Source organism: Gemmiger sp., from assembly GCF_036306485.1.
In the GTDB taxonomy this organism is placed as follows: Bacteria; Bacillota; Clostridia; order Oscillospirales; family Ruminococcaceae; genus Gemmiger.
Genome location: NZ_JAXJZK010000051.1, coordinates 33,798 through 58,426, shown reverse-complemented (window position 1 = coordinate 58,426; position 24,629 = coordinate 33,798). Strand labels below are relative to the sequence as shown.

Below are 24,629 nucleotides of genomic sequence, written 5' to 3'. Positions count from 1 at the left end.
CACCTTTTTTGTCATTCAGGACAGGTTTTCCATGACATTCAGGGCGTTGGCAATCTGCGCAAAGAGTTCCGCACTGTCCGTCTCGGGCTCCAGGGTTCCGTCCTGCAGAACCGTGATCGTGTACCGGGGGTCCTCCGCCGGCCAGAATCCCGTGAACCAGTAGTTGAGCAGCTCCGTACCGTCCGCATCAAACTGCCCGGTCTGGGCAGTACCGGTCTTTCCCCCGGCACCGCCGAAATCCGGGGCGGCCTTCTTGCCGATGCCGTCCGTCACGACGCTGACCAGCATGCTCCTCAGAACCCGGGCAATGTCTTCACTGCAGGCGCGGGATGCGGCAGCCGGTTCAACGGGTTCCGATCCACCGTTTTGTTCCGTGCTCTCAACGAACCGGGCGGGATACAGTGTTCCGTCGCCGGCAATCGCATTCATCATCGCCGTGATCTGAACCGGCGTGACCGTCAAACCACCCTGTCCGAACGATACACTGGCAAGCTGTCCGACGTTCTGAAGAGAGGCCTCGGACGGCAGCACGCCGGCGCTGCTCTTGAGTCCGGGGGCCACCGAGGTAGGAGCACCGAATCCGAACCGCTGGGCGGTCTGCAGAATCCGTTGCCCGCCCAGCAGCTGCCCGAGCTCGATGAAATAGCAGTTGCAGCTTTGTTCCAGCGCTCCGCGCAGATTGACAAGCCCATGGGAGCGTCCCTGTGCGCAGCGGAAGGTCTCCCCCGCGATCTCCACGCTCCCGGTACAGTCATGCGTGAACCAGTCCAGCCCCGCCTCGTAGGCCGCAGTGGCCAGGATGACTTTGAATACCGAACCGGCACTGAAGGAGGCAAAGGCACGGTCAATCAGGGAGGTGTCGTTGGCCTCGATACTCCGGGCAATGTTGTCGGGATCGAATTCCGGCATGCTCACATCGGCGCGGATTTTGCCGGTGCCCACCTCCATCACAAGAATGCAGCCCCGCGGCATGGAAAGCTGGGCAACCGCCTCACAGGCGCGCTGCAGGTCGGTGTCCAGCGTCAGGGTCACGCTGCTTGCGGTGCCGGTCTTTTCCGTCCGGAGCACCGGAGCGGTGCCGGAAAGAAGATCCCCCCGTGCGGAAGTCGTACAGATCACCGATGTCTCGTCGCCGGCCGCCCGGAGCAGATCGTCGTAAGCTTTTTCCAGTCCGGTCACACCGTATCCGTCCCCGTCCAGATACCCGATCAGATGCCGGGCAATCGGTACCGGCAGGCAGCGCTGGGCGCCGGCCACTGTGAAGATGCCGTTGCGGCTCAGATCGGTATCCACCGGAATCAGAAAGGGCGTCACACTGTTGCGGCGCTCGTACAACTCCGTCTGCGCCGAAAACGGCACGAACGGAAACAGGGTGGCGTAGCTCGAATCGCCCGGAATGCACAGTGCATACCACTGCTTTTTCCAACCGGTAAGCAGCTCGCCGTTGCAGTCCAGGAAATTGCCGCGCTCTACCGGCAACGCGGTCTCGCTCACCGTCTGGCCCCCGGCACTGGCGGCGTACTCGGTATCGGTGGCAATCCAGTAAACACGACACAGCACCCCCATAAAGAGGATCAGAATCAGCACGCTGAATCCCATTACCCGCCGCCGGCTCATCGGATCATCTCCTTTTTCTGAACAGCATGGGCCAAAACGATGATCGGCAAACAGATTCTTGACAGAAAGACAGGAATATGCTAGACTTGAATTATCGAAAAACAATAATTTTAAAAGGAGTGACAGCAGATGAAACGCCAATATCGCAGATGGCTCTACCTGGGTCTGGTTCTGGAAGCAGCAGCTCTGATTCTGCTCCTTTCGACGGGGCTGGCCGCTGCTGGCTTTGCAGGGACGGCCGTTTCCTTTCCCTGGTATCCGATCGGGCAGGGACTCCGGGCGCTATCCTTGTCGGGAAGTGTGGGGAATGTTCTGGCCTGGCTGCTGTTCGTCCTGTTCTGCCTCCTGCCGATCGGTTATCTGGCGGTATTCCGTCGCAGACGGTTTTCGGCAGCGGACGGGCTTCTGGTTCTCTTCAGTGTCCTCCTCTTCCCGGCCATGTATGGGATGGTCAATCCCGGGCTCCTGCGGCAGTTCTTTCCGGCACTGCTGGGGGCAGAAATTCCGGTCTGGATGACCGGGTATCTGCTATGGTGCATTTTGCTTTCTTACGGCATCATGCGGGTGCTGTATGCGGTGCGGAATCTGTCCAGAGCGGAGTCGGCAAAGATTTTTCGATGGCTTTCCGGGGCGCTTGCCCTGCTGGATGTTCTGTTCATAGGCTCGGTGTTCGGCAACTCGTATGCGCTGCTTCTCGAAGAGATGCGGCAGGTCCGTGCCGCCAATACGGCACTCACGGAAGAGGAACTCTGGCTGACCATGTTGTTCCTGGTTCTGGGATGGGGCGTCCATTCCCTGCCCACTTTGCTGGATCTGCGCATTGTGCACGCTTTGCTCCGGCTGCTTGAGGAGGTACGCCGGGACCGGTATGCCTCGCAGGCGATTGAGTCCTGCGCACGGACCGGCAGGATTGCCGCCGCAACGGCGGTTTGGTCTGTCGTGATTCAGGTTGCCTTTCTTCTCATGGAACTGGCTGCGGCCAGGTTCCTTTATCGGATCAATTTCAGAATGCAGTTTTCCGTGCTGCCGATCATTTTTGCACTGGGGGCGCTGCTGCTCAGCCGCTGGATGACGGAAAGCCGGGAAATCCGGGAGGAAAACGAGGGATTTATCTGATGGGAATCCGGGTTTGTCTTGATGAGTGTCTGCGCGCAAGAGGGATGACCTCCAAAGAACTTTGCAAGCTGGTCGGGATCACCGAAGCCAATCTGTCCATCCTACGCAGCGGAAAGGCCAAAGGTGTGCGGTTCCATACCATCAACCGGATCTGTTATTTTCTGCAGTGTGATGTGGGGGATCTTCTGAAATTTGACGGAAAACTGGAGGACGGTGACAGCCATGAAGAAAACTGAACGAATGCAGATTCTGCCGGTTCTGCTGGCCTGTGGTATGTTGACGGGATGCCAGCTGGCAGTTGCCGATTCCGGCACAACGCAGCAGGACCGTCTGATCGGTGTGTATGTAACCACAGAACCTGTTGCGCTGGATGGAAAAACCGAAGAAACGGTCCCCGGAGAGCCTGTTGGCACCGAGGTCATAGTTTCTGGAACTTCCGCTGACGGAGAACGGCTGTACGGTGTGATTCCCGAGACCTCGGCTCCCTGGCAGACGCCGCTCGGAGAGGATTGGCGGCAGGCGTTCCCCGGAACAACCGGGTATGCACTCTGTATGGTTGCGGAGGAGGAAAACGGTGTCACGACAATTCGGAACGGTTCGGACCCGGCTTACGGGAAGCTGGGGTCCGGTGTGACGGATAACGAGAGTGAACGGATTCACAAACAGAGCGGTACCCTGTACCTGGATTTGTCCAAAGTCGGGAAAGAGGAAATGCCCCGGACGGTCTGGATCAATCCGGTCTATCGTACACAGGATGAGCGGTTCTATCTGACCGAGGGCGAAGGCATTTCCTGGGACAGCAGCGAAGCGGAAGGCGCTTCGTACAGTTATTCGGTCCGGGAAAAGATATCCGAATCTTTCGGCGTGGAAGAACAAGCCGAAACCACCGAGATCACCGTCAATCTTGCCTTTGTCTACGCAGCGCAGGAAGTTGCCGTATATCAGTTTGACGAAGCATACGGACTTATGGAAGATACGGTTTATCCTGCGGCAGAGCTGCCGGAATCCATTGACTTTCTGCCGGACGCGCAGACGGTTCTGCTGGAAAGCCGGTGCACCGACAGTGAAGGCATCCTGCACACGGAACGCTGGTCTGTGGGACGGCATGATTCTTTGACGGACTATGACGGCGTGAAATCACAGGTGCTCTCCCTTCCGGTACAAAGTGAAGGCCTGGTAGCAGAACAGAAATCGGTGAGCATTTGTCTGCCGGCAGAGTGACTTAGGAAAAACAAGAGGCACCGGGATTCCCGGTGCCTCTTGTTCAATACTGATAGGTCTTCTGCTTCATGGCGAGGAAACCGCATGTCACGATGGCGGCCAGCGCTTCGGCGACAACCACGGACATCCAGATACCATCCAGTTTCCAGAACATCGGCAGGATCAGGACAGCAGAGCATTGAAAGACCAGAATCCGCAGAAAGGAAACCAGAGCAGAAGTCAGGCCGTCATTCAGTGCCGTGAAAAAGGCGGAGCCGAAAATTCCGATGCCCGATAACAGGAAGGAAAAGGAAAAAATGGAGAAGGCGTGAACGGTCATTTCGAGGAGGGCGGCATCATAGCTGACAAAAATCATGGCAAGCGGACGGCACAGCAGCTGACCGGTGAGGAACATTGCCACAGAGAAAATACCGATCAGATGAAAGCTCTTCTTCCGAAGGCTGCGCAGCTCGCGGTGGTTCCGGGCGCCGTACTGGTATCCGATGGTCGGAGCCACACCGACGGCATATCCCATAAAAATGGACTGGAAGATCATGGAAACATACATCAGAACGCCGTAGGCGGCGACTCCGTCCTCCCCCGCATATTGCATCAGCTGCAAATTGAAAAGCAGGCTGACGACAGAGGACGAGATATTGCTCATCAGTTCCGAAGAGCCGTTGGCACACGCCTTCAGCAGCGCGGAACGGCTGAAACAGCACCGCCCCAGCTGCAGGTAACTGGAGTTCTTCCGCGCAAAATAAATCAGCGGAATGATGCCTCCCACCGCCTGACTTGCCGCCGTGGCGGCTGCGGCTCCGACCAGTCCCCATTGAAAAAAGGCAACAAAAACGGCATCCAGGATCATGTTGGTCAAGCCGGCTGCCACCGTGATGCTCAGCCCCAGTGTAGGTTTCCCGGCAGTGGCAAAAAGGCACTGGAATTCATACTGCAGCATGAAAAACGGGAGCGCCGCCAGAATGATGTTTCCGTAGATGATGCAGTTTTCAAACAGCGGACCCTCTGCGCCCATCAGGGTCACAATGGGCCGCAGGAGAAGCAAAGAAACAACGGCCAGGACCACTCCACTGAGAAGCCCGGCGTAGACGATCATTGAAAACAGTTCGTTGGCCCGTTTCCGGTCCCCTTCCCCGAGCGTTTTGGCAATCAGGGCCCCGCCGCCTGTGCCGAACATAAAGCCGACACAGCCCAGAATGATCAGATACGGCATTACGAAATTGATGGCGGCAAACGGGACTTTCCCGACAAAATTGGATACGAAGAAGCCGTCCACCACACTGTAAATGGAGGTAAACACCAGCATCATGATTGCCGGGAGAGTAAAGCGGAACAATTCTTTGTATCCAAAATGACTGGATAATTGCAGATTCTGTTTGTGCATAGAGGTACCCTTTTTACTCCGATCCTTCCGTTTGTATCGTTGCGTCGCTGCCGGCGGATTCTGCCGGCGGCATGGCTGCTACCTTCTTTTGCAGTGCGACCAGAAACGCTTCGGTCAGTGCAAAATAATTCTGCACGTCCTCCCGGGGCCAGGACGCAAATATTTCGTCCTCTGCCGCAAGGATCCGTCCGGCAGTTTTTTCGGCCAATGCTTTTCCGGATTCTGTCAGACACACCATCTTGTTTTTCTTGTCCGCCATTTCCAGATAGACGATCCCTGCCTTTTCCAGCTTTCGGATGGCCGAATTGATTGTCTGTTTGCTCAATCCGGAAAAACGGCAGATTTCTTTGAGCAGGCGGCGGTCACCCTGTTCCCAGATCGCATACAGCACCGAGGACGTGCTGTCCGATAGCCCGAGGCGAACATTCATCTCATGATAGGCCATCCCCGTTTCGCCAAACAGATAATTGTATCGCTTCAGATCTTTGGAAGCCTGATGTTTCATACGCCGGTCTCCCCTTTCTATATGGTATGATATCGTACTATATCATAGTACGATATCATACCATTGTCAAGAGGAAAAGAATTCCGGAACCGGTCTGGCCGGAAAGCGTTTTCCGCAATACAATAGGCGGCTGACTCCAGAAAAGAGTCAGCCGCCTGGCTTGTTATTTGGAAAGCACGTCTTCCGGCGTATCGTTTTGTTCCGCACAGAAATTCAGACAGACTTTGCGATCTCCAGAATGAGCTGCACAGTCTGTTCCACCCCGAACGGGGAAACATTCAGACAGATATCGTAATTGTCAGCCTGACCCCATTTCTGACCGGTGAAGGCCTGATAATAGGCGGCGCGGCTGCGTTCCATACGGCGAATTTTGGCGGCCGCTTCCTGAAAAGTGAGATTGTCACGCTGGCTTACATGGGCAATGCGTTGTTCTTCGGGTGCAGACAAAAAGACGCGGAGCAAATGTGGAGAATCTTTCAGGATGACGTCGGCACAGCGTCCGACAATCACACAGCTGCCCTGCTTTGCTGCGGACTCTACGGCATCCCGCTGCGCTTTCCAGGCCAGTTCTTCCAGGCTGGGCTGCCCTGTCAGGGTCCGCGTTCCCATGATAAAGGAATACAAAAGGCTGTTGGTAGAAAATTCATCCCGCTGCTCCAGATAGTCTTTGCACAGACCGCTGAGCCTGGCAGCTTCGCCCAGAAGTTCTTTGTCGTAATAGGAAATTTCCAATTTGCTTGCCAGCTGTTTGCCGATCTCGCGGCCCCCGGAACCGAACTGCCGTCCGATGGTAAGGATGATCTGATTCATTCGAAGCTCCTTTCCTGCATCCGGTCAAGCCGTTTCCAAACGCCGGCCATCATGACTACCGCCACCAGCAAGGTGAGCACGTCGGCAACCGGTGCAGAGTACAGCGGTCCCATGACGCCGGGGTCTACAACCAGGGGAAGCAGCAGGACCAAGGGAACGCACAGAACAAAATCCCGCAGCAGCGAAAGCGTCATGGACTGCACCGGCTTTCCCAGGGACTGCAAAAAGATGCTGATGGCTTTGTGAAGGCAGCACAGCAAAATGGTAGAGAGAAAGATCCGGAAGGAATATCCGGCAAACCGGTTGTAGAGTTCGCTTTCACTGCCGAAAAGCGAGATGATCTGGACCGGGAACAGCTGAAATGCCAGGGTGGAAATCACGCCGATTGCAGCTTCTGTGAGCATCATCGTTTTAAAAATCTGCCGGACGCGGCGGCCGTTTCCGGCGCCGTAGTTGTAGCCGACGATCGGCTGACAGCCGGCCGCAACCCCCACAACAAACGCGATGACAATCTGGAATACCTTCATGACAATACCCACCACGGTCATGGGAATATCGGCACCGTACTCGGACTGCGCACCGTATTTGACAAGGGTGGTGTTCATGACGCCCATGATGATTACGATGGAGAGCTGGGTGAGCAGACTGCTGACACCAAGCGGCAGGATCTTGGCCATCAGTTTGCCGCGCAGACGGAAGCTGTTTCTTTGCAGACGGAAGGAGCGTGCCCGGAACAGATATCCGATGCCCAGAATGGTCGAGACAATCTGACCGGCGATGGTGGCCAGTGCTGCGCCTGTAACTCCCCAATGCAGGACAAAGATGGCGATGGGGTCCAGAATCACATTCATGATGCATCCCACCAGCGTGGACATCATGGCAAATTTGGGACTGCCGTCTGCGCGGATGATGGAATTGATTCCGTTGGTAAGGATATAAAACGGAATACCGATGATAATGATATTGAAGTAATCGATGGCGTAGGAAAGGTTGTTCTCGGTAGCGCCAAAAGCCGCCAGGATCGAGTCGCGGAACACCGCGAACAGGACCACCAGAACAACACTGCACAGAAGAAGTAGCGTGATAGCATTGCCCACGCTGCGATGAGCATTTTCGGTGTCATTTTGCCCCTGGCAGATGCTGAGAAAGGCGGCGCATCCGTCGCCGATCATCAGTGCCGCGGCCAGTGCGATGACGGTAATCGGAAATACGACGTTGGTGGCGCCGTTGCCGAGGTAGCCGACACCCTGGCCAATAAAGATCTGGTCCACGATATTATACAGGGACGAAACCAGCAGCGATAAAATACAGGGAACGGCAAATTTGAGCATCAGCGGCCCGATGGGCGCCTGTGCCAGATAACGATTGGATGTCTGATCCATGCGGTAACCTCCTAAGAAAGACAAAAAGACGGTAACCTGAAATGTGGCCTTCACACTTCGGTTACCGCCCATAGTTTGTATATACTATTATAATAGATAAAATTTTGTTTCGTAATTGTGCAATCTTACAATTTTTTGCTTTCTCAGGAAACCGGGTGGCCGGCATTTTACCCTCTGGGGTTCCAGTATTCGGGATTCGGCAGCCACTTTTTATCGGACAATCCGCAAGAGATCCGTTCTTCTTCAATCGATGCAGGATTGCGGATCGGATTCGATTTTTTCAAAAAGCGGGCTCTCCATGTCCAGAATATCATCCATCGGGATCAGGGTTCCGTCCCCGAGAACAATTATCCGTTCGCATAGCTGAATTTTTTGAATGGTGCCGGACTTTGTCAGGTAGGCACCACCTTCTTTGCGGCTGTCCGGCCGGAAATAGGTAAAGCAAACCTCTGGATGCTCGCGCAGATGTTCCCGGAGCAGATGAATTTTCTGATTGAGGAGTTCCAGCGTTTCTTCGTCCGGCTCGAGTTTCTGCTCCGTCAGCCGTCCGGTTTCCCGGATGGCATCATCATATCCGGTCAGCGCCGCAAACGGTGAAAACTGCGCCGCACGATCCGACATCGGCATCTGCGGCCGTCTGGATGACACATGATGCGGCAGATGGATGATATCCTCATAATCTCCGGTCATGCTTTATGCCCTCCGATCTGTGCGTTCCGTTCCCTGGCCGTCGCCCCTTCCTCAAGATTCATTCCTTTGAGAATGGCGTTTTTTCCGAACTTTTTCTTGATGGCCAGCACGGCCTCCTGACGTTTGCGCTCGCGGGAAAGCTCGGCCTCTTCCCTCTCCCGCTTTGCCTGCTCTTCTTCATAGTCGGTAAACAGATCCAGCTGTTCAACCCCCGGATCGCTCTTTCCTGCCTCCGTCTCCGGAATCACATGTGCGGCCACGATATTGAGCCGCCGAACCAGAAGATTTTTGTCCGCGATGCGATCGAACAGTTCGGTTGCCGCCTTCACGATCCATTTTGTGGAGGAAGTGTGCCGCTCAAGATTTTGTGTACCATGAGAGTGCATCGGGACCTCGCGCCCGTAGCGGTCTTTCACCACAGGGCCGAGGTATTGGCGTTTGCGGTCCGGTGTTGCCAGATTCTCAACGTCATAGCCGATCGTCACCACAATCTGGTCCGTCACCAGTCTTTTTCTCACAAGGTCCAGCGAGAGCGCATCCGCCATTTCCCGCAGGACCAGCCGGGCCTTTTCCGTTGTGTAGGGCTGCTGCAGTACCTGGCCGGAGCCGAGGCTGTTGCTCTCCGGTCGGTAGGCTTTCACGGCCGCGATGGTACACGGTTCCCACCCCCATGCGTGGTCGATCAGCAGTTCCGCGTTTTTCCCGAACAGCTTGTACAGCAAGTCCTCGTTGTAGACGGAACACCGGGCAACATCCCCCATCGTAAACATGCCGTTGGCTTCGAGCTTTTTTGCATAGCCTCTGCCTACACGCCAGAAATCCGTCAGCGGGCGATGTGACCAGAGATTGCGGCGGAAGCCCATCTCATCCAGTTCGGCGATCCGCACGCCGTTCTTGTCGGCAGGAATGTGCTTGGCCACGATATCCATGGCTACCTTGCACAGAAACAGATTCGTACCGATCCCCGCCGTTGCCGTGATCCCCGTGGTGTTCAAAACGTCCAGGATGATCTTCATGGTCAGTTCCCGTGCCGACAGCCCATAGGTCCTGAGATAGTCCGTCACATCCAGAAAGACCTCATCGATGGAATAGATAATGATATCTTCAGGCGCAATGTATTTGAGATAAATGGTATAAATGTGTGTACTGTACTGCATATAGTACGCCATCCGCGGCGGGGCGATGATGTAATCGATGGCCAGCTCAGGGGCGGCGTTCAGCTCAGAAAGAAAACAGGATTTTCCGGTCAGTTTGTGTCCCGGCGCACGGTAACAGCGCCCGATATTGGCCTTTTTGACCTGCTGCACCACCTCAAACAACCGGGGTCTGCCGGGGATTCCGTAACTTTTCAGGGAGGGGCTCACGGCCAGACAGATCGTTTTGTCGGTCCGGCTTTCATCCGCAACCACAAGGTTGGTATCCAGAGGGTCCAGGCCGCGTTCCCGGCATTCCACCGACGCATAGAAACTTTTGAGGTCAATCGCAACATAGGTACGATGGCGCATTCCCGCTTTTCCCTCCCCTTGTAAACTGGCGCCGGTTCATTCTTCCGGCTTGATCTTTTTCAGAAAATCCGCCTGCGGTAGATAGGGCAGCCTGTAATCTTTCCCCAAACGGTTCATCTCGTTCAGTTTGACGAGCATCAGGTTGATGTTCGTATGCATCGCTGCTGCCAGCTGGGCCACATCGTATCCCTGCTGCAGGTAGTCCATCAATTCATCATCATCAATCAGCAGATGTGCCGCAAACGCATTGGCTTCATACTCCACCGCCGTGCGCATATCAAACAGCACAAACTCTGACAGAACACGGTTCCCCTTCGCCTTGTCCCTGTGCAGGATATCATGGCCGATTTCATGTGCACAGACCATCTGCATAAGGAACTCGTCCAGGTTGGCATTCAGTAAAATATGCCGCTCTTTCTGCTGATAGGTATACATCCCGAGCAGATTCCTGAACTCCCCCACAAAATGAAGGTAAATGCCAAGCTCCCGGGCAATCTGCAGCGCATCCCGCGTTCCGCAGCGGCGGAGAAGTTTGCCGGCTTTATGATAAATTTCTTCCGAACGGATCACCATCGGTGCGCCCTCCTTGGCACTGCAAGATCCTGGAATTCCTGCCGTTAGGAAACAGGCAATTTCAGATGCCGGAGGAATCTTTCTCCGTGCGATTCCCTCTGGCGGCATATTTCTGTGCATTCCGTGCTTTGGACTCCCAGTAGATATCCTGCAGCGCCTTCATGACTGCATCCTTGTCCTGTTCCGACAATGTACCGCCGGCAAACAATCCGGACATGCCGTCAATCAGTTCCTGTGCTTGCTTCATGCCGCGCGCACCGTATTGTTCGGAAGCCCGGACAACAAACGAGTCATCTTCGGTGAGCAGATAGTTGACATCCACCCCGAAGTAATCCGCAATTCTGCGGTAAGCGTCTCGCGTCCGAGGATGAGAAATGTCGTTCTCGTAACGTGTGATCATACGGGAGTTTATTCCCAATTCCCTGGCAACATTCTTCTGTGTCAGACCTTTTTCTTCTCTCAGGGCCTTGAACTTCTCACCGAACGTCATGCCGAATCATCACTCCTGTTCAAAGAAAATCAAGCGTTCCGTTACACTGCGGCCAAAACAGCCGCTGCGGAATGAGTGGACATTAAACTGCTACTATTCTACTCCGAATTGCCACTTGTGTCAAGATAATGAGCTCCTCCATGCAGATTGACATGACCAGAAACCTGAGGTTCGACTGGACACGAAACAGGAAAAAATCTCACTGATACTGCACGGTCTTGTGCGGAATCAGCGGGATACTTTTACAGTTTATGACCACCCATTTCAGATAAGCTGGAAGGAGGCTTTTTCAAATTGCCTGACACAAAAAACAAGGCGCCATTCGACATCATCCAAAATCGGATCAAAGTACAGAGAAGAACAGGCCACACGGCACGTTCCGTGAGAAACAGGCCCGAGGAAAATGGCAATCGGACCGTCTGCACCGCCAATGATGCCGGTGTTGCAGACAGGATTCTGTGGATCGGGTTCTGATCCCCTTTCAGCAGGCTGATCTCCTTGTGCGGTATCGAAGACTTCCACCTTTTCGGCCGGTTCCGGCGAAAGGGTGTAGTACATACAGACGCAGTGCGTCGGATAACTCCGGCGATTCGCGGCCAAACAGCTTTGCGGCACCGTCTGATGTTCCAGTGCCTGTACGGTCAGCGTACAGGCCTCTCCGGTGAGGGGGTGAGAAAAGGTGAAGGAATCTCCCGGCGCGTGCACCCTGAAATGCGGTCCGGGCAGATGAACGGGATTCTCTTCCATGATAAGGGAAAGGGACTGGATTTCCGGGCAGAAGTTTCTTTCCCATGGGAAAGCATTCCTGCAGATGATCCATCCGTGGGAGGAATCCAAGTGATAATGGTCCAGAAGCCTCTTTGCTTGGGAGCTGTCGGTCATTTTGTGAGGCAGACAGGGATTGTAGGACGTTGTGCAGCCATGATTGGTTTGTAATATTGTATCGGACAACTTCAGAGATGGAAGAAAATCGAAGCAAAGCGGATTTTCCCACTCCATTTGAAGCTGTTGATCGCGGTTGAAATTGTCACAGGAATCATTTTCCGGGCTAAGATTCCATTTTTCCATGAATCGGTGGATCATGTTTCCATCCACCTGGATGCAGAAATCCATGACCAGTCCCTGGTCGCATAAATAGATCGCGGGAATCTGCCAGTGGTAGCCTGCCCAGTCAAACTGTTTGCCGAGAGAAATCTTTTTCCCGGCGGGGTCATTGCCGCGATGCCCCCAGAAGTTTCCGTCAAAATATACCTTCCATTCCGGAACAGTCGGTTCGGCAGGCAGGTTTGCTTCAGCATCGGGATGTTCCTCCGAATACCGGAGTTTGCTGGAATCAAAGGTGGACTGCAGCGCCTTGACATAGGCCCACGGGTGCTCCATGGGTTTCAGGTTCCATTGCTCGGATATTTCGGACAAAATGTGCCGCTGCTTTTCGGATATGGGATTTTCCCGCAGGAAATTTTCAAACTGTGTTTCGTCCCACATCCAGAGCTGCTCGAGCGCTGCAGTGTCTCCGCAGGCAAGCAGGAGACGCAGAAAGTCCGTAAAGTCTTTGGCCAGTGGGTGGACACAGTCGGGAAAGGAATTCGACGGATTGACAGAAAACACCATCGTCCCAAACCCTCGGATGCAGCAGAAATGGATTCCATCCACACCGGCCCAGCCAAAAACAGACGCGCCTTCCGGGGTGCAGAAATAGGGGGTGGTTTCGTTGTGGCATTCGAGTCCCACGGGGCTCAGATCCATCCTCATGAGCCTGATGATGCTCTCCATGGTGTTCGTGATGATCACCATGTCCATGGAGTCCGCCGAGCGTATTGTCGAGGTGCTGCAGGAACAGAGCACCCTGACCAGCCCCGAAAATGCGATCAAGGAAGTGAAGGACGGCTCCATTGATTTTGACGGCGTCAGCTACAAGTACTCCCGGACTGCCGAGCGCAACGCCCTGGAGAATGTGGACCTCCACATCCGTTCCGGCGAACTCATTGGCATCCTGGGTGGCACCGGCTCGTCCAAGACCACCCTGGTGCAGCTGATTCCCCGGCTCTACGACGTGACGGAGGGCACAGTCCGTGTCGGCGGCGTGGATGTGCGGAACTATGACCTGGAAGTTCTCCGCGACAACGTGGCCATGGTGCTTCAGAAGAACGTGCTGTTTTCCGGCACCATCAAGGACAATCTCCGCTGGGGCAACCCCAACGCCACTGACGAGGAAATGTATGAGGCCTGCCGTCTGGCCCAGGCCGACGAGTTCATCCAGCAGTTCCCCGACAAGTACGACACCTGGATTGAGCAGGGCGGCAGCAATGTCTCCGGCGGTCAGAAGCAGCGTCTCTGCATCGCCCGGGCCTTGCTGAAGAAGCCTAGGGTGCTGATCCTCGACGATTCCACCTCTGCGGTGGACACCCATACTGACGCCCTGATCCGCCAGGGCTTCCGTGAGTTCATCCCGGATACCACCAAAATTATCATTGCGCAGCGTGTGGCCTCGGTGGAGGACGCCGACCGCATCATTGTCATGGACGGCGGCCACATCAGCGCCATCGGCACCCATGAAGAGCTTTTGAAGAGCAGTGAGATTTACCGCGAAGTGTACACGTCCCAGACGAAGGCAGGTGATCATGATGAAGCGTAAAGACACGTTGGAAGGACGGAATGCCGCCCCCGCTGCAACCCGTACCACGACCAGCCGCGGCCGCCGCGCCCCCAAGGGCGTACTCCGCAGACTGCTGAAAACTCTGCTTGAATTCTATCCGGTGCTGCTGCCGGTCACACTGGTTTGCATTCTGATCAACGCTCTGGTCAGTTCCATGCCGGCGATCTTCCTGCAGAAGGTCATCTCCTTGGTAGACGAGAGCTACAAGAGCGGCGACTGGTCGGCAGTCTCCGGAAAAATCCTCGGCCTTGTAGGAATTCTAGTGGTCCTGTATGTGATCAGCCTCATCGCCGGCGCCTTCTACACGCAGATGATGGCCATTATCACCCAGGGCTCCCTGAAAAAGCTGCGTCAGAAGATGTTCGACCACATGCAGGATCTGCCCATCCGGTACTTTGATACCAATGGCCACGGCGACATCATGAGTTACTACACCAACGATGTCGACACCCTGCGCCAGCTCATCAGCCAGAGCCTTCCCAATATCCTCATCTCCGGCATCACGCTGTTCGTGGTGTTCTGCATCATGGTCTACTACAGCATCTTCCTGGCTCTTGTAGTGGTGGCAGGTGTTGTCTGCATGGCCGTCTGCGCCCGCGCCATCACCAAGCGTTCTTCCTCCTACTTCCTGCGTCAGCAGATCACCCTGGCCAACGCCGAGGCGTTCATGGAGGAAATGATGACCGGCCAGAAGGTTATCAAGGTCTTCTGTCACGAGGAAGCCGCCAAGGCCGACTTTGACAAAGTCAACGCTGAAATCTTCTTCAACGCCCGTAACGGCAACCGTTTTGCCAACATCCTCATGCCGCTGCTGGGCAACATCGGCAACGTGATGTATGTGGTCGTGGCACTGGTGGGCGGCGCCCTGCTGCTGTCCGGCGCTCCCAACGTCAGCCTCTCCGGCATGGCCTTCAGCATCAGCATCGTGGTACCGTTCCTGAACATGACCAAGCAGTTCGCCGGCTCCATCGGCCAGGTGTCCAACCAGATCAACATGGTCATCATGGGTCTGGCCGGCGCCCACCGGATCTTCACCCTGCTGGACGAGGAACCCGAAACCGATGACGGCTATGTGACCTTGGTCAACGCCAAGGAGAACGCCGACGGCACCCTGACCGAGTGCCCCGAGCGCACCATGGTCTGGGCCTGGAAGCATCCCCATCACGATGGCACCGTCACCTACACCAAGCTGACCGGCGACGTGCGGTTCTACGATGTGGACTTCGGCTACACGCCGGACAAGATCGTCCTCCATAACATCTCCCTCTACGCCAAGCCCGGCCAGAAGATTGCTTTCGTCGGCGCCACCGGTGCCGGCAAGACGACGATCACGAACCTGATCAACCGGTTCTACGACATCGACGACGGCAAGATCCGCTACGACGGCATCAACATCAACAAGATCAAGAAGGCCGACCTGCGGCACTCCCTGGGCATGGTGCTTCAGGACACGAACCTGTTCACCGGCACCGTCATGGAAAACATCCGTTACGGCAATCTGGAGGCCCACGACGAAGAGTGCATCGCGGCGGCCAAGCTGGCCGGCGCAGATGACTTCATCCGTCGTCTGCCCGAGGGCTACAACACCGTGCTCCGCGGCAACGGCGCCAACCTGAGCCAGGGCCAGCGGCAGCTGCTGAGCATTGCCCGGGCCGCCGTGGCCGATCCCCCGGTCATGATCCTCGATGAGGCCACCTCTTCCATCGATACCCGTACTGAGGCCATTGTCCAGCGGGGTATGGATGCGCTGATGTACGGCCGGACGGTCTTCGTCATCGCCCACCGCCTCTCCACGGTCCAGAACTCCAATGCCATCATGGTCCTCGAACATGGCCGCATCATCGAGCGCGGCAGCCACGAAGAGCTGATCGCCATGAAGGGCAAATACTATCAGCTGTATACCGGCGCTTTCGAGCTGGAATAATCCCAAAAATGTAACTTCAAAAATTGATCCTGACAAAAAGGGTGCTGATTTCACATCAGCACCCTTTTTCTATAAACCGCCAGAGGAAACCGAAGTATAACGGTTTCCTCCGGACAAGGCTGCAGGGCGGGCCCGCAAAACGTGTTCAACTTGGAAACCTATAAAACTTCGTGAGACACACTATCCCCAAAAGCATCAATTTATGCTATAATGAAGCCAAAAGAGGATCTTGGGGGTGCTGAATCATGAAAGAGAAAGAACCGTTTTCTTACTGGAAATACTCCTATCAAAAATGGATGATTCTGATTGTAGGGATTTTGCAGGTCATATGCCTTATTCTGAACATCCAGGAATACCAAAGAGTCGAGGAGGCTGCGATTTTCAGCGGTTCCAAATGGTCAGAATATGCCGCGCAGCAAATTCTGCAGTGCCTGATCCATGGGATCCTGGCGGTTGAATTTTTGGGAATCTTCGGAATCGGAATCCTTGTGCGCAGCTGGAAATCTGCCCATCTTTGGGAGGGGATTCTTACGCTTTTGATCGCCGTAGTATGGGGCGTCACCGGGCTATGGTTCTCCCTCACCTCGTCCACGCTCAGCGCCGTTATCTGGATTGTCTTTCTGGTGCTGGCATTTGGATACTCCATATTTTCTTTCTGGAGGAGCCGCCAACCAGATTGACGCCGGTGCGTTTTGGGCTCACGGCCAAAGAGAAACCGAAAGCCTCTCCCCTTCTTCTCGCTTCCCCGTCACGACGCTTACAGTCCATTATGGTTCATCGGTGCGCTCGTTCAGACGAGAAAAATCATCAAATCAAAATCCATTCCGGGAGAAAACAAGCATGCAGCTTTTATATGGAACGACCAATCATGCAAAATTAGAAAGCATGAAAGTAATCACAAAGCCGCTTGGAATTGAGCTGCTCGGCCTCCATGATCTCAATAGGGAAATTCCGGACATTGAGGAAACCGGGAAAACGCCCTTGGAAAATGCTCGGATCAAAGCGAAGGCCTACTATTCCCTGTTCCATATGCCCGTTTTTTCCTGCGACTGTGGGTTATACTTTGAGGGACTGCGCGATGAGGAACAACCGGGGATTCATGTACGCAGGGTTGGCGGTAAAGAGCTCAGCGATGACGAAATGATTTCCTACTATACATCCTTGGCAAGGCAGCACGGCGGGCGTCTGATGGGGCGTTATCGGAATGCGATCTGCCTAATCCTCAATGAGGGCATGACCTCTGCTCTTTCGCTGGATTCTGAGCCGTTCGTACTGGTTGACAAGCCGCACAAAAAGATTGTGCCGGGGTTTCCGTTGGATTCTTTATTGAAAGACCCGCAGAGCGATCAATATTATTATGACATGGACGACGAGGAAAGCGATTCCTTGGTGGAACAGGGCTTCCAGCGCTTTTTGAAAGAAGCCATCTTTCCTGCTCCCTGAGCTGTTTCTTTCTGGGAGTTCTCCCCTGTTTATGCATCCAGAGAGCTGCCGTCTTTCCTGCCTGAAAACAAACCGGTGTGCTATTTCATCGTGAAATGGCACACCGGTTTTCTATTGGCAGGAAACGTTGTATTGGCACATCCTCAAATTTGTATCAATGCCGGACGGAATTCATGAAACCTGATGCCTTGCAAATACGCGGCAGGAGAGCGCGGCGCCAGTGCCCAAAAAGACCAGTGCTGCAGGGATGGCCCATATGGCATACAGCATTCCGTTGCGCATTTGCTCCACCGAAAGAAGCGAAACAGCGAGCACATGATAGATCGGGAGAAGTCCTATCAGCCGGAACAACGGATTCGCTTCGGTGATTGGCAGAAGAACCGGGAAAAGGAAGAACGTCATGGAGGCTACCAACGCAATACTCTGATTTTTGCTGATTGCAGAAAAAAGCAGTGTGGTTCCCGTCACGCTGAGTGTACAGGCAAATGCCAACAGAATCTGGTAGCCGAGCAGCGCGCCGCAGGTGATATTGAAAGGGATAAACGCCTCCACATAGTCGCTGGGAGCAAAGAGGATACTGCAATCCAACCCTTCCGTTCCGTAAAAGACAAGCGCAAGAAGCAGATCAAAGGCTACAACCGTCACTGTGGTGAAGAAAGCGGTGAGAATTCCCGCAATCACCTTGGCAGCGGCGCATCTGGTTTTGCCGTATCGGCTCGTCAGTATGATATTGTCAACGCCTTCATATTCGCCAGAGAAAACCGGCGCAAGCATGATGATGACCGCGAGTGCAAGTGCAACAAAAGTTCTTACCAGGTTTCGGCTCGTCGAAAGCCAGCCATCCACATACCCTACTTGGATTTCCTCGTCACCGAATACATCGGAAACCTGCAGCCCATTCCAGTTGCCGTTCGGGTCTGAAAATCTGGAAAAGGCAGCGGACTGCACGGCGTTCTCATAAAGATAGGCGGCGTTCAGTCCGCCCAGATCGGATGTCGGTGCAAAATCCGACATCATTTGCTGCACTTTCTCGTCCGTCAGGATTCCTTCATACCTTTTCGCAATTTCCTTGTCTATGGTTACCGCCATTTTGCCGGACCCCTGGCCGAGCTCCCGGTCAAAAGCATACTTGTTCTGATAGGTCGAAAAGGACAGCAAGGCAGAAAACAGCAGTACACCGATCAAGGCTGTGAGTGCCAAGCGTTTTGAAATGATTTTGCGAAGTTCAAACAGAATCAGACCTTTCATTCTTCACGGCCCCCTTTGAAATAAAACAGGTAGAGATCTTCCAGCGTAGGTTTTACGCTGACTGCGTTTTCCATGGGCGGACGATCTGAAATGATGCGCAGAATTGTCCTGTTCCCGCCGATGTTGCGCAGATTGCTGGTGTTGTAGGCGGCCGCATATTTTTCCGCATGCGCCGACGGAACCGTGCATTCCCACACCAGCCCGTCAATTTCAGACGTGATCTTCCGGGGATTTCCGAAATGAAGGATCTGCCCGGATTTCATCAGGAGGATTTCTTCCGCAATAAACTCCACATCGGAGACAATGTGCGTGGACAGAATGACGATGCGGTCCTTGGAAAAGGCACTGATCAGATTCCGGAACCGCACACGCTCTTTCGGATCAAGGCCCGCGGTCGGTTCGTCCAGAATCAGAATGTGTGGATCATTGAGCAGGGCCTGTGCAATTCCCAGACGCTGTTTCATACCGCCGGAATAGGTTCTGATTTTGTGCTTGCTTTCCTTTGCTAAATCTACCGCTTCCAGCAGCTCCTCGGATTTTTTCCTGGCCGCTTTTTCCTCTAACCCCTTGAGGGCAGAAACGTAAAGCAGGAAGTCAAACGCTGAAAAATCAGGATAATATCCGAAGTGCTGCGGCAGGTACCCCAGAAGAGTTCGATACCTCTCCCCCAGCTCTGCGATATTTTTGCCATTCAGCAGGATTTTCCCGGACGTAGGATTCTGGATATTGCAGAGCAGCCGCATCAGCGTTGTTTTTCCCGCGCCGTTTGCTCCCAGCAATCCATAAACGCCGGTTTTCAAGGTCAGATTCAGGTCGTTTACGGCTGTATGCGAGCCGAATTTTTTTGTCAGCCCGATTGTTCTTACTTCCATAAAAAGCTCCTTTCTCCATCGAGAGCTAAAAAAATACTCTCCATGGGTTGCATGGAGAGTATATCGGATCACAATCTACTTTTTATCTACGAGGGAAGGAACTTTGAACCAGGCCGATACGTGCGCACCGTCCACGGTATTTCCGATTTTCAAATACCCGTTGTGACGTTCGCAGAGCAGCTTACAGATATAAAGCCCGAGTCCATAATGTTCGGAATCGGTGGTTTCCTCTGTATAATACGGGTTCGCGGCTTTTTGCAGGCTGGTTTCATCAAACCCTGCTCCGTCGTCCGATACGCAGAGCAACAAACCGCCATCCTGCAAAGAGAACGAGAGCGTTGCCGCAGCCCGTGCATACCGGACAGCGTTGGAAATCAGATTATTGCACACCTGGGACACAAATGTGCTGTCAAGGGATATCTGTGCATCGGGAAGGTCGTTATGCACCAGCAGCCGTTTGCCATTTTGCTTGCATACAAGTTTTGCGCTGTCACACAGCGAAACCGCAAAGGGCTGCAAATCCACCGGCCTGTATGCCGGCTGTGTATCTTCCATACGTCTCAGCTGGCTCATGCTGCTCACATACGTTTCCATCCGGGCGATGTGCTTTCCCATGACAGCGGCGATGGTTTGTGTCTCGGGGCTGTCGCTCGTCTGCAGCATTTCATCATACCCCTTGAGTACCGTCAGCGGAGTGCGCAGATCATGGGCGAAAGCCGCATTGAGTGTTTTTCGTTCCTCAACCTGGCGCCACATCTTCGAGAACGTGTCTGCAAGGGCTGCCCGCATCCTTTCAAAGGATGCGCAAAGCTGTCCCAACTCATCGTTGCTGTCACAGCGGATCGAGAAGTCCAAATCATTGTTTGCGATTTTTTCGGAAGCCGCCCGCAGTTCAGCGAGTGGTTTTTTCAGCCGGTTCCGATAGAACAGCAGTGCGGCAGCAATGATGCAGAGTGCAGAATAAACGGGCGTTGCGACGACGGGAATGATCTCCAGCAGCGCGATTGTGCGCTCATCCTGCCGGGACAGCGGGGCGGGCGCCTTCCCGATATATGTGCCATCGCCCAGCTTCTCCCCCTGCGCATTTGTGAGATAATATTTTTCGCCGGAGGGAGGATACGAGGCCCGGATGCTTTCGGCAGCGCCGTCACAGATTGAAGCCGTCGCGACGCAAAGAAGGACTGCGAGCACGGCAAAGACAATCACATAGAGTACAAGACTTTTTCGCAGTGACATGTCATGCCGCTTTATCTGACCCATTTGTAGCCGCACCCCCAGACCGTTTCAAGATATACGCGGTCGGTATATGCCGCGATTTTGGACCGTACCCTGCGAATATGCTCTGCCACAACACTGCTGTCCCCTTCGCTGTCATAGCCCCATATCCGCTCATAAATCCGTTCTTTATCGAAGACTTGTCCCGGATTTTGTGAAAGCAGTTCGACAATGTCAAATTCCTTTTTCGCAAGGCTGACACGCTGTTCTCCGAAGAACAGGCAACGCTCGGAATAATCGATCGTCAGATCACCTGAAAATCTGATCTGCGCATCAAACTGGTGCCTCGCTTCCCGGCGCAGGTGTGCGCGCACCCGCGCTTCGAGTTCCATCAGGGAAAAAGGCTTCACAATATAATCATCGCCGCCGACCGCAAACCCTTTCACCTTATCGGTATCTTCAATTCTGGCAGTCAGAAAAAGAATCGGGCAGGATATATGATCGCGAATACGCCGGCATACCTCCAGCCCGTCCGTTCCTGGCATATTGATGTCCAGCAGAATGATATCCGGCTTCCGTTCTGCCTGTTTCAGCGCTTCCGCGCCGTTGGAAGCCGGCAAAACACAAAAGCCTTTGCTCTCAAAAAAGCTGCCGAGCATCGAAACAATGTCCTTTTCATCGTCGGCAATCAGGATCTTTGCACGCATTGTCCCACCTCCCGATGGCTATGATAACAGCTGTTTTTCAATATTTTCTCTATTTCCCGGATGATGTCATTATAGTTCCTGCAAAGGGACAATACAAGAAACGGGAGGATCTCTGTACAAAGAAAAAACGCAGGGCGGCATGACGTTTCCATCATGCCGCCCTGCGACAATCCGATTATATTTTCAGGCACGCCTTTTTGACTGCGGCCCGATCTTTCGGTCCGGAGACGGAGCGGATCAATACATGCCGCCCATGTCACCACCGGCCGGAGTAGCCGGAGCCGGCGGTTCCGGCAGATCGGCAACCAGGCTCTCGGTGGTCAGAACCATCGCAGCAACGCTGGCCGCGTTCTCCAGAGCAGAACGAGTCACCTTGGTCGGGTCAACGATACCGGCCTCGATCATATCCTCAACATAGGTTTCCTTCTGAGCGTCATAGCCGTAGTTGGGCTTGCCGGCCATCAGGATGTTGTTGATGATGACGCTGCCTTCCAGACCAGCGTTCGCAGCGATCTGGCGCAGAGGAGCTTCCAGAGCCTGACGGACGATCTTGGCGCCGGTGCGCTCGTCGCCTTCCAGCTCGCTGAGCAGGTGATCCACAGCGGGGATCGCGTTGATGGTGGCCGTGCCGCCGCCAGCAACAATGCCCTCTTCGACAGCAGCCTTGGTCGCGTTCAGAGCATCCTCAATGCGGAGCTTCTTGTCCTTCATCTCCACTTCGGTAGCGGCACCGACCTTGATGACGGCAACGCCGCCGGCCATCTTGGCCAGGCGCTCCTGCAGCTTCTCACGGTCGAAGTCAGAAGTAGCGGAGGCAATCTGAGAACGGATCTGAGCAACACGATCAGCAATGGCCTGCTTGTCGCCGTTGCCGCCAACGATCGTGGTATTCTCCTTGGTCACCTTGACCTGACGGGCGCTGCCCAGCATGTTCATGGTGGCATCCTTGAGCTCATAGCCCAGCTCGCTGCTGACAACGGTACCGCCGGTCAGGATGGCGATATCCTGCAGCATCTCCTTGCGGCGATCGCCAAAGCCGGGAGCCTTGACAGCCACAACGTTCAGGCCGCCGCGCAGACGGTTGATGATGAGGTTGGACAGAGCGTCGCCCTCGACATCTTCCGCGATGATGAGCAGCTTGCGGCCGGACTGGATGACCTGCTCGAGCAGAGGAACGATATCCTGGAACACGCTGATCTTCTTGTCGGTGATCAGGACGCTGCAATCCTCGTAGACGGTCTCCATCTTTTCGGTATCAGTGACCATATACGGCGTGACATAGCCGCGGTCAAACTGCATGCCTTCCACAACCTCGGTGTAGGTCTCGGCCGTGGTCTTGTTCTCCTCGATGGTGATGACACCGTCAGCGGTAACCTTCTCCATGGCATCGGCAATCAGCTGGCCAATCTCGGGATCGCCGGCAGAAACGGTACCGACACGGGCGATGTCCTTGCTGCCGTTGACCTTCTGGCTGTGATCCTTGACGGCTTCCACAGCAACATTGACAGCCTTCTGGATGCCGCGCTTGATGTCCATCGGGTTGGCACCGGCGGTCACGTTCTTCATGCCCTCGGTGACCAGCGCCTGGGCCAGCACCGTAGCGGTGGTGGTGCCGTCGCCGGCAGCATCGTTGGTCTTGGTGGCAACTTCACGAACGAGCTGAGCGCCCATGTTCTCGAAAGCATCCTTCAGCTCGATTTCCTTGGCGATGGTCACGCCATCGTTGGTGATGACGGGGCTGCCGAACTTCTTGCCCAGAACCACATTGCGGCCCTTGGGTCCGAGCGTGATCTTCACGGTGTTGGCCAGCTGGTCAATGCCGGAGCAAAGTGCTTTACGGGCTTCCTCGCCCTGCAGAATCTGTTTAGCCATAATAAGTCTCTCCTTTATATAGACACTGTGTAATCTTACTCGACGATGGCCAGGATATCACTCTGGCGGACGATCGTGCACTCCTCACCGTCAACCTTGACTTCGGTGCCGGAATACTTGCTGGTCAGGACCTTGTCGCCAACCTTGACGATCATCTCAACTTCCTTGCCGTCCACGTTGCCGCCGGGGCCGACAGCCAGAACTTCGGCAACCTGGGGTTTCTCCTTGGCGGAGCCGGTCAGAATCAGCCCACCCTTGGAAGTTTCTTCTTCTTCAACCAGTTTGATCACAACACGGTCTGCAAGAGGTTTGATTTTCATGATGAAAGATCCTCCTATACTTAAAGTTCATTTAAAACTTGTTCATTTAGCACTCTTTTCTCTTGAGTGCTAAATATATTATAGCTCTCTATTCCGAAAAATCAAGGGTTTCAAGTATAAAATTTTTGTGAACGGATAAAATCATCGAATATTCGTTTGTTTATTGATGCAATCAGCTTTGAAGGAGACCAAAGGTTCCTTGTCGTCTGAAACGGAAATCCATCTGAAGCGCCGAACAAAGCAGAAATCTGGCACTGTCACTTCCCTGCTGCTCTCAAAAAAACAGCCGGCTTCCCGGGCGGGAAAACCGGCTGTCCGATCAGTCATGGCGCTGATCGGGATTGTCGTATGTTTCACAGAAACGGGCTGCAAAGGACGGTTCGCGTCCGCCTGCATACAGATGGGAGGTATCTCCGAAGGAACTCATCCGGAAATAAGCGATTCCTTTTCGGCGTTCCTCGGTATACAGCGTCGACACCGAGGTGGGGGCCGCACACAGGCCATGCCAGAGAACCATCGGAGAGACATTGAGCAGATGGCCGAGCATCACACATTCCACCCCGAAGTGGCAGAAAAAGACCAGCGTCCTGTCATTGGCGCGGACAGCGCGGTAAAGCTCGCCGTCCCGCTCATAGCCATGCCGGGCCAGAACGGCATCCAGCTGCTGTGCCACCACGGCGGCCTTCTCTGCCACATGACCGTTTTTCATCGTATCGGTCTGGTTCCAGAGATGGCGGTCAAAATACCGGGGTTCTGCCGTCCAGTCTGCGGGAAGCCAGTCCCAGGTGCAGCTGGGCACATCGGGCAGGTTGGGTTTGATGATCGGCGCATCAAATTCACGGAGCCAGGGACAGACTTCCGCCTGCCGGCCCATGCGTTCCAACGTTGCTTTGGCCGTATCTCTGGCACGTCCCAGCGGAGAAACATAAAAATCCTCCACTTCCAGCTTGCAGAGCCGGTCGGCCAGCAAATCGGCTTCCTTCCAGCCGGTGGGAGTCAGGGAATCAATCGAATAATCCGGGTCCCCGTGACGAACAATCAGCAGCCTCATGGTAATACTTCCGCCTTTCCTTCTATGGTTC

The 24,629-nt window shown here is 54.4% G+C and carries 23 protein-coding genes and 1 pseudogene; 7 read left to right on the top strand and 17 right to left on the bottom strand.

From position 1 onward, the window contains the following. Nucleotides 1–15 precede the first annotated feature (15 nt). On the bottom strand, nucleotides 16–1,617 hold the full coding sequence (locus U0L91_RS10855) for a peptidoglycan D,D-transpeptidase FtsI family protein (protein ID WP_330046877.1): 1,602 nt from the start codon (nucleotides 1,615–1,617) through the stop codon (nucleotides 16–18). Between the two features lie 129 nt (nucleotides 1,618–1,746). Here U0L91_RS10855 and U0L91_RS10850 point away from each other — a divergent pair, with 129 nt between their 5' ends. The 3 genes from U0L91_RS10850 to U0L91_RS10840 are packed head-to-tail and all read left to right on the top strand — an operon-like array spanning nucleotide 1,747 to nucleotide 3,954. Further along, a complete protein-coding gene (locus tag U0L91_RS10850) occupies nucleotides 1,747–2,733 on the top strand; it encodes a hypothetical protein (RefSeq protein ID WP_330046875.1) in 987 nt (328 codons plus the stop codon). Beyond that, a complete protein-coding gene (locus U0L91_RS10845) occupies nucleotides 2,733–2,969 on the top strand; it encodes a helix-turn-helix domain-containing protein (RefSeq protein ID WP_330046873.1) in 237 nt (78 codons plus the stop codon). The genes U0L91_RS10850 and U0L91_RS10845 overlap by 1 nt, the downstream gene beginning before the upstream one ends. Then, a complete protein-coding gene (locus U0L91_RS10840) occupies nucleotides 2,956–3,954 on the top strand; it encodes a hypothetical protein (protein WP_330046871.1) in 999 nt (332 codons plus the stop codon). The genes U0L91_RS10845 and U0L91_RS10840 overlap by 14 nt, the downstream gene beginning before the upstream one ends. A 43-nt stretch (nucleotides 3,955–3,997) precedes the next feature. On the opposite strand, the gene U0L91_RS10835 is transcribed toward U0L91_RS10840, so the two are convergent. From U0L91_RS10835 to U0L91_RS10795, 9 genes are all read right to left on the bottom strand, one after another. Next, nucleotides 3,998–5,335 carry an MATE family efflux transporter gene (locus U0L91_RS10835; RefSeq protein WP_330046869.1) on the bottom strand — a complete coding sequence of 446 codons (1,338 nt, stop codon included), beginning with the start codon at nucleotides 5,333–5,335 and terminating at the stop codon, nucleotides 3,998–4,000. Nucleotides 5,336–5,348: 13 nt separating this feature from the next. Then, nucleotides 5,349–5,840 carry a MarR family winged helix-turn-helix transcriptional regulator gene (locus U0L91_RS10830; RefSeq protein ID WP_330046867.1) on the bottom strand — a complete coding sequence of 164 codons (492 nt, stop codon included), beginning with the start codon at nucleotides 5,838–5,840 and terminating at the stop codon, nucleotides 5,349–5,351. Between the two features lie 213 nt (nucleotides 5,841–6,053). Then, nucleotides 6,054–6,650: a cytidylate kinase-like family protein gene (locus tag U0L91_RS10825; protein ID WP_330046866.1), complete on the bottom strand. Its 597-nt coding sequence runs from the start codon at nucleotides 6,648–6,650 to the stop codon at nucleotides 6,054–6,056. Then, nucleotides 6,647–8,032, bottom strand: coding sequence for an MATE family efflux transporter (locus tag U0L91_RS10820; protein ID WP_330046864.1), 1,386 nt, complete (start codon nucleotides 8,030–8,032; stop codon nucleotides 6,647–6,649). Before U0L91_RS10820 ends, U0L91_RS10825 begins: the two co-directional genes overlap by 4 nt. A 243-nt stretch (nucleotides 8,033–8,275) precedes the next feature. Beyond that, nucleotides 8,276–8,722, bottom strand: coding sequence for a YolD-like family protein (locus U0L91_RS10815; protein WP_330046863.1), 447 nt, complete (start codon nucleotides 8,720–8,722; stop codon nucleotides 8,276–8,278). Further along, nucleotides 8,719–10,227: a Y-family DNA polymerase gene (locus U0L91_RS10810; protein WP_330046861.1), complete on the bottom strand. Its 1,509-nt coding sequence runs from the start codon at nucleotides 10,225–10,227 to the stop codon at nucleotides 8,719–8,721. Before U0L91_RS10810 ends, U0L91_RS10815 begins: the two co-directional genes overlap by 4 nt. 36 nt (nucleotides 10,228–10,263) lie before the next feature. Continuing rightward, on the bottom strand, nucleotides 10,264–10,800 hold the full coding sequence (locus U0L91_RS10805) for an ImmA/IrrE family metallo-endopeptidase (protein WP_330046859.1): 537 nt from the start codon (nucleotides 10,798–10,800) through the stop codon (nucleotides 10,264–10,266). Between the two features lie 61 nt (nucleotides 10,801–10,861). Further along, entirely contained in the window at nucleotides 10,862–11,290 is a 429-nt protein-coding gene (locus U0L91_RS10800; RefSeq protein WP_330046857.1) for a helix-turn-helix domain-containing protein, read from the bottom strand. 264 nt (nucleotides 11,291–11,554) lie between these two features. After that, complete coding sequence (locus U0L91_RS10795; protein WP_481804526.1) at nucleotides 11,555–13,036, bottom strand: hypothetical protein; 1,482 nt, start codon at nucleotides 13,034–13,036, stop codon at nucleotides 11,555–11,557. Between U0L91_RS10795 and U0L91_RS10790 the strand changes: the two are divergent. The 4 genes and pseudogenes from U0L91_RS10790 to U0L91_RS10775 all read left to right on the top strand — a co-directional run. Continuing rightward, nucleotides 13,032–13,925, top strand: a pseudogene (locus U0L91_RS10790) (ABC transporter ATP-binding protein); the annotation flags it as partial. The gene U0L91_RS10795 and the pseudogene U0L91_RS10790 sit on opposite strands and share 5 nt — an antisense overlap. Continuing rightward, nucleotides 13,915–15,870 (top strand): ABC transporter ATP-binding protein, encoded by a 1,956-nt coding sequence (locus U0L91_RS10785; protein ID WP_481804529.1) that lies wholly within the window; start codon nucleotides 13,915–13,917, stop codon nucleotides 15,868–15,870. The pseudogene U0L91_RS10790 and the gene U0L91_RS10785, both read left to right, overlap by 11 nt. Nucleotides 15,871–16,115: 245 nt before the next feature. After that, nucleotides 16,116–16,550 carry a hypothetical protein gene (locus tag U0L91_RS10780; protein WP_330046853.1) on the top strand — a complete coding sequence of 145 codons (435 nt, stop codon included), beginning with the start codon at nucleotides 16,116–16,118 and terminating at the stop codon, nucleotides 16,548–16,550. 160 nt (nucleotides 16,551–16,710) lie between these two features. Continuing rightward, nucleotides 16,711–17,313 carry a non-canonical purine NTP pyrophosphatase gene (locus U0L91_RS10775; RefSeq protein WP_330046851.1) on the top strand — a complete coding sequence of 201 codons (603 nt, stop codon included), beginning with the start codon at nucleotides 16,711–16,713 and terminating at the stop codon, nucleotides 17,311–17,313. 171 nt (nucleotides 17,314–17,484) lie between these two features. On the opposite strand, the gene U0L91_RS10770 is transcribed toward U0L91_RS10775, so the two are convergent. The 7 genes from U0L91_RS10770 to U0L91_RS10740 all read right to left on the bottom strand — a co-directional run bounded on the left by U0L91_RS10770 (nucleotide 17,485) and on the right by U0L91_RS10740 (nucleotide 24,598). Then, a complete protein-coding gene (locus U0L91_RS10770) occupies nucleotides 17,485–18,561 on the bottom strand; it encodes an ABC transporter permease (protein ID WP_330046849.1) in 1,077 nt (358 codons plus the stop codon). Beyond that, nucleotides 18,558–19,433: an ABC transporter ATP-binding protein gene (locus tag U0L91_RS10765; RefSeq protein WP_330046847.1), complete on the bottom strand. Its 876-nt coding sequence runs from the start codon at nucleotides 19,431–19,433 to the stop codon at nucleotides 18,558–18,560. The genes U0L91_RS10770 and U0L91_RS10765 overlap by 4 nt, the downstream gene beginning before the upstream one ends. A 75-nt stretch (nucleotides 19,434–19,508) precedes the next feature. Next, complete coding sequence (locus U0L91_RS10760; protein ID WP_330046845.1) at nucleotides 19,509–20,669, bottom strand: HAMP domain-containing sensor histidine kinase; 1,161 nt, start codon at nucleotides 20,667–20,669, stop codon at nucleotides 19,509–19,511. 11 nt (nucleotides 20,670–20,680) lie between these two features. Then, entirely contained in the window at nucleotides 20,681–21,355 is a 675-nt protein-coding gene (locus U0L91_RS10755; protein ID WP_330046843.1) for a response regulator transcription factor, read from the bottom strand. A gap of 237 nt (nucleotides 21,356–21,592) precedes the next feature. After that, the gene (groL, locus tag U0L91_RS10750) at nucleotides 21,593–23,227 is read right to left on the bottom strand and encodes a chaperonin GroEL (protein ID WP_330046841.1); all 1,635 of its coding nucleotides are present in this window, start codon (nucleotides 23,225–23,227) and stop codon (nucleotides 21,593–21,595) included. Nucleotides 23,228–23,262: 35 nt separating this feature from the next. After that, the gene (locus U0L91_RS10745) at nucleotides 23,263–23,547 is read right to left on the bottom strand and encodes a co-chaperone GroES (protein ID WP_330046840.1); all 285 of its coding nucleotides are present in this window, start codon (nucleotides 23,545–23,547) and stop codon (nucleotides 23,263–23,265) included. Between the two features lie 319 nt (nucleotides 23,548–23,866). Further along, entirely contained in the window at nucleotides 23,867–24,598 is a 732-nt protein-coding gene (locus U0L91_RS10740) for a histidine phosphatase family protein (protein ID WP_330046838.1), read from the bottom strand. Nucleotides 24,599–24,629 lie beyond the last annotated feature (31 nt).

What these genes read in the sequence shown, in the direction of transcription:
- U0L91_RS10855 (WP_330046877.1), bottom strand. Translation starts at nt 1,617, where the DNA reads ATGAGCCGGCGGCGGGTAATGGGATTCAGCGTGCTGATTCTGATCCTC.
- U0L91_RS10850 (WP_330046875.1), top strand. Translation starts at nt 1,747, where the DNA reads ATGAAACGCCAATATCGCAGATGGCTCTACCTGGGTCTGGTTCTGGAA.
- U0L91_RS10845 (WP_330046873.1), top strand. Translation starts at nt 2,733, where the DNA reads ATGGGAATCCGGGTTTGTCTTGATGAGTGTCTGCGCGCAAGAGGGATG.
- U0L91_RS10840 (WP_330046871.1), top strand. Translation starts at nt 2,956, where the DNA reads ATGAAGAAAACTGAACGAATGCAGATTCTGCCGGTTCTGCTGGCCTGT.
- U0L91_RS10835 (WP_330046869.1), bottom strand. Translation starts at nt 5,335, where the DNA reads ATGCACAAACAGAATCTGCAATTATCCAGTCATTTTGGATACAAAGAA.
- U0L91_RS10830 (WP_330046867.1), bottom strand. Translation starts at nt 5,840, where the DNA reads ATGAAACATCAGGCTTCCAAAGATCTGAAGCGATACAATTATCTGTTT.
- U0L91_RS10825 (WP_330046866.1), bottom strand. Translation starts at nt 6,650, where the DNA reads ATGAATCAGATCATCCTTACCATCGGACGGCAGTTCGGTTCCGGGGGC.
- U0L91_RS10820 (WP_330046864.1), bottom strand. Translation starts at nt 8,032, where the DNA reads ATGGATCAGACATCCAATCGTTATCTGGCACAGGCGCCCATCGGGCCG.
- U0L91_RS10815 (WP_330046863.1), bottom strand. Translation starts at nt 8,722, where the DNA reads ATGACCGGAGATTATGAGGATATCATCCATCTGCCGCATCATGTGTCA.
- U0L91_RS10810 (WP_330046861.1), bottom strand. Translation starts at nt 10,227, where the DNA reads ATGCGCCATCGTACCTATGTTGCGATTGACCTCAAAAGTTTCTATGCG.
- U0L91_RS10805 (WP_330046859.1), bottom strand. Translation starts at nt 10,800, where the DNA reads ATGGTGATCCGTTCGGAAGAAATTTATCATAAAGCCGGCAAACTTCTC.
- U0L91_RS10800 (WP_330046857.1), bottom strand. Translation starts at nt 11,290, where the DNA reads ATGACGTTCGGTGAGAAGTTCAAGGCCCTGAGAGAAGAAAAAGGTCTG.
- U0L91_RS10795 (WP_481804526.1), bottom strand. Translation starts at nt 13,036, where the DNA reads ATGGATCTGAGCCCCGTGGGACTCGAATGCCACAACGAAACCACCCCC.
- U0L91_RS10785 (WP_481804529.1), top strand. Translation starts at nt 13,915, where the DNA reads ATGAAGCGTAAAGACACGTTGGAAGGACGGAATGCCGCCCCCGCTGCA.
- U0L91_RS10780 (WP_330046853.1), top strand. Translation starts at nt 16,116, where the DNA reads ATGAAAGAGAAAGAACCGTTTTCTTACTGGAAATACTCCTATCAAAAA.
- U0L91_RS10775 (WP_330046851.1), top strand. Translation starts at nt 16,711, where the DNA reads ATGCAGCTTTTATATGGAACGACCAATCATGCAAAATTAGAAAGCATG.
- U0L91_RS10770 (WP_330046849.1), bottom strand. Translation starts at nt 18,561, where the DNA reads ATGAAAGGTCTGATTCTGTTTGAACTTCGCAAAATCATTTCAAAACGC.
- U0L91_RS10765 (WP_330046847.1), bottom strand. Translation starts at nt 19,433, where the DNA reads ATGGAAGTAAGAACAATCGGGCTGACAAAAAAATTCGGCTCGCATACA.
- U0L91_RS10760 (WP_330046845.1), bottom strand. Translation starts at nt 20,669, where the DNA reads ATGTCACTGCGAAAAAGTCTTGTACTCTATGTGATTGTCTTTGCCGTG.
- U0L91_RS10755 (WP_330046843.1), bottom strand. Translation starts at nt 21,355, where the DNA reads ATGCGTGCAAAGATCCTGATTGCCGACGATGAAAAGGACATTGTTTCG.
- groL (WP_330046841.1), bottom strand. Translation starts at nt 23,227, where the DNA reads ATGGCTAAACAGATTCTGCAGGGCGAGGAAGCCCGTAAAGCACTTTGC.
- U0L91_RS10745 (WP_330046840.1), bottom strand. Translation starts at nt 23,547, where the DNA reads ATGAAAATCAAACCTCTTGCAGACCGTGTTGTGATCAAACTGGTTGAA.
- U0L91_RS10740 (WP_330046838.1), bottom strand. Translation starts at nt 24,598, where the DNA reads ATGAGGCTGCTGATTGTTCGTCACGGGGACCCGGATTATTCGATTGAT.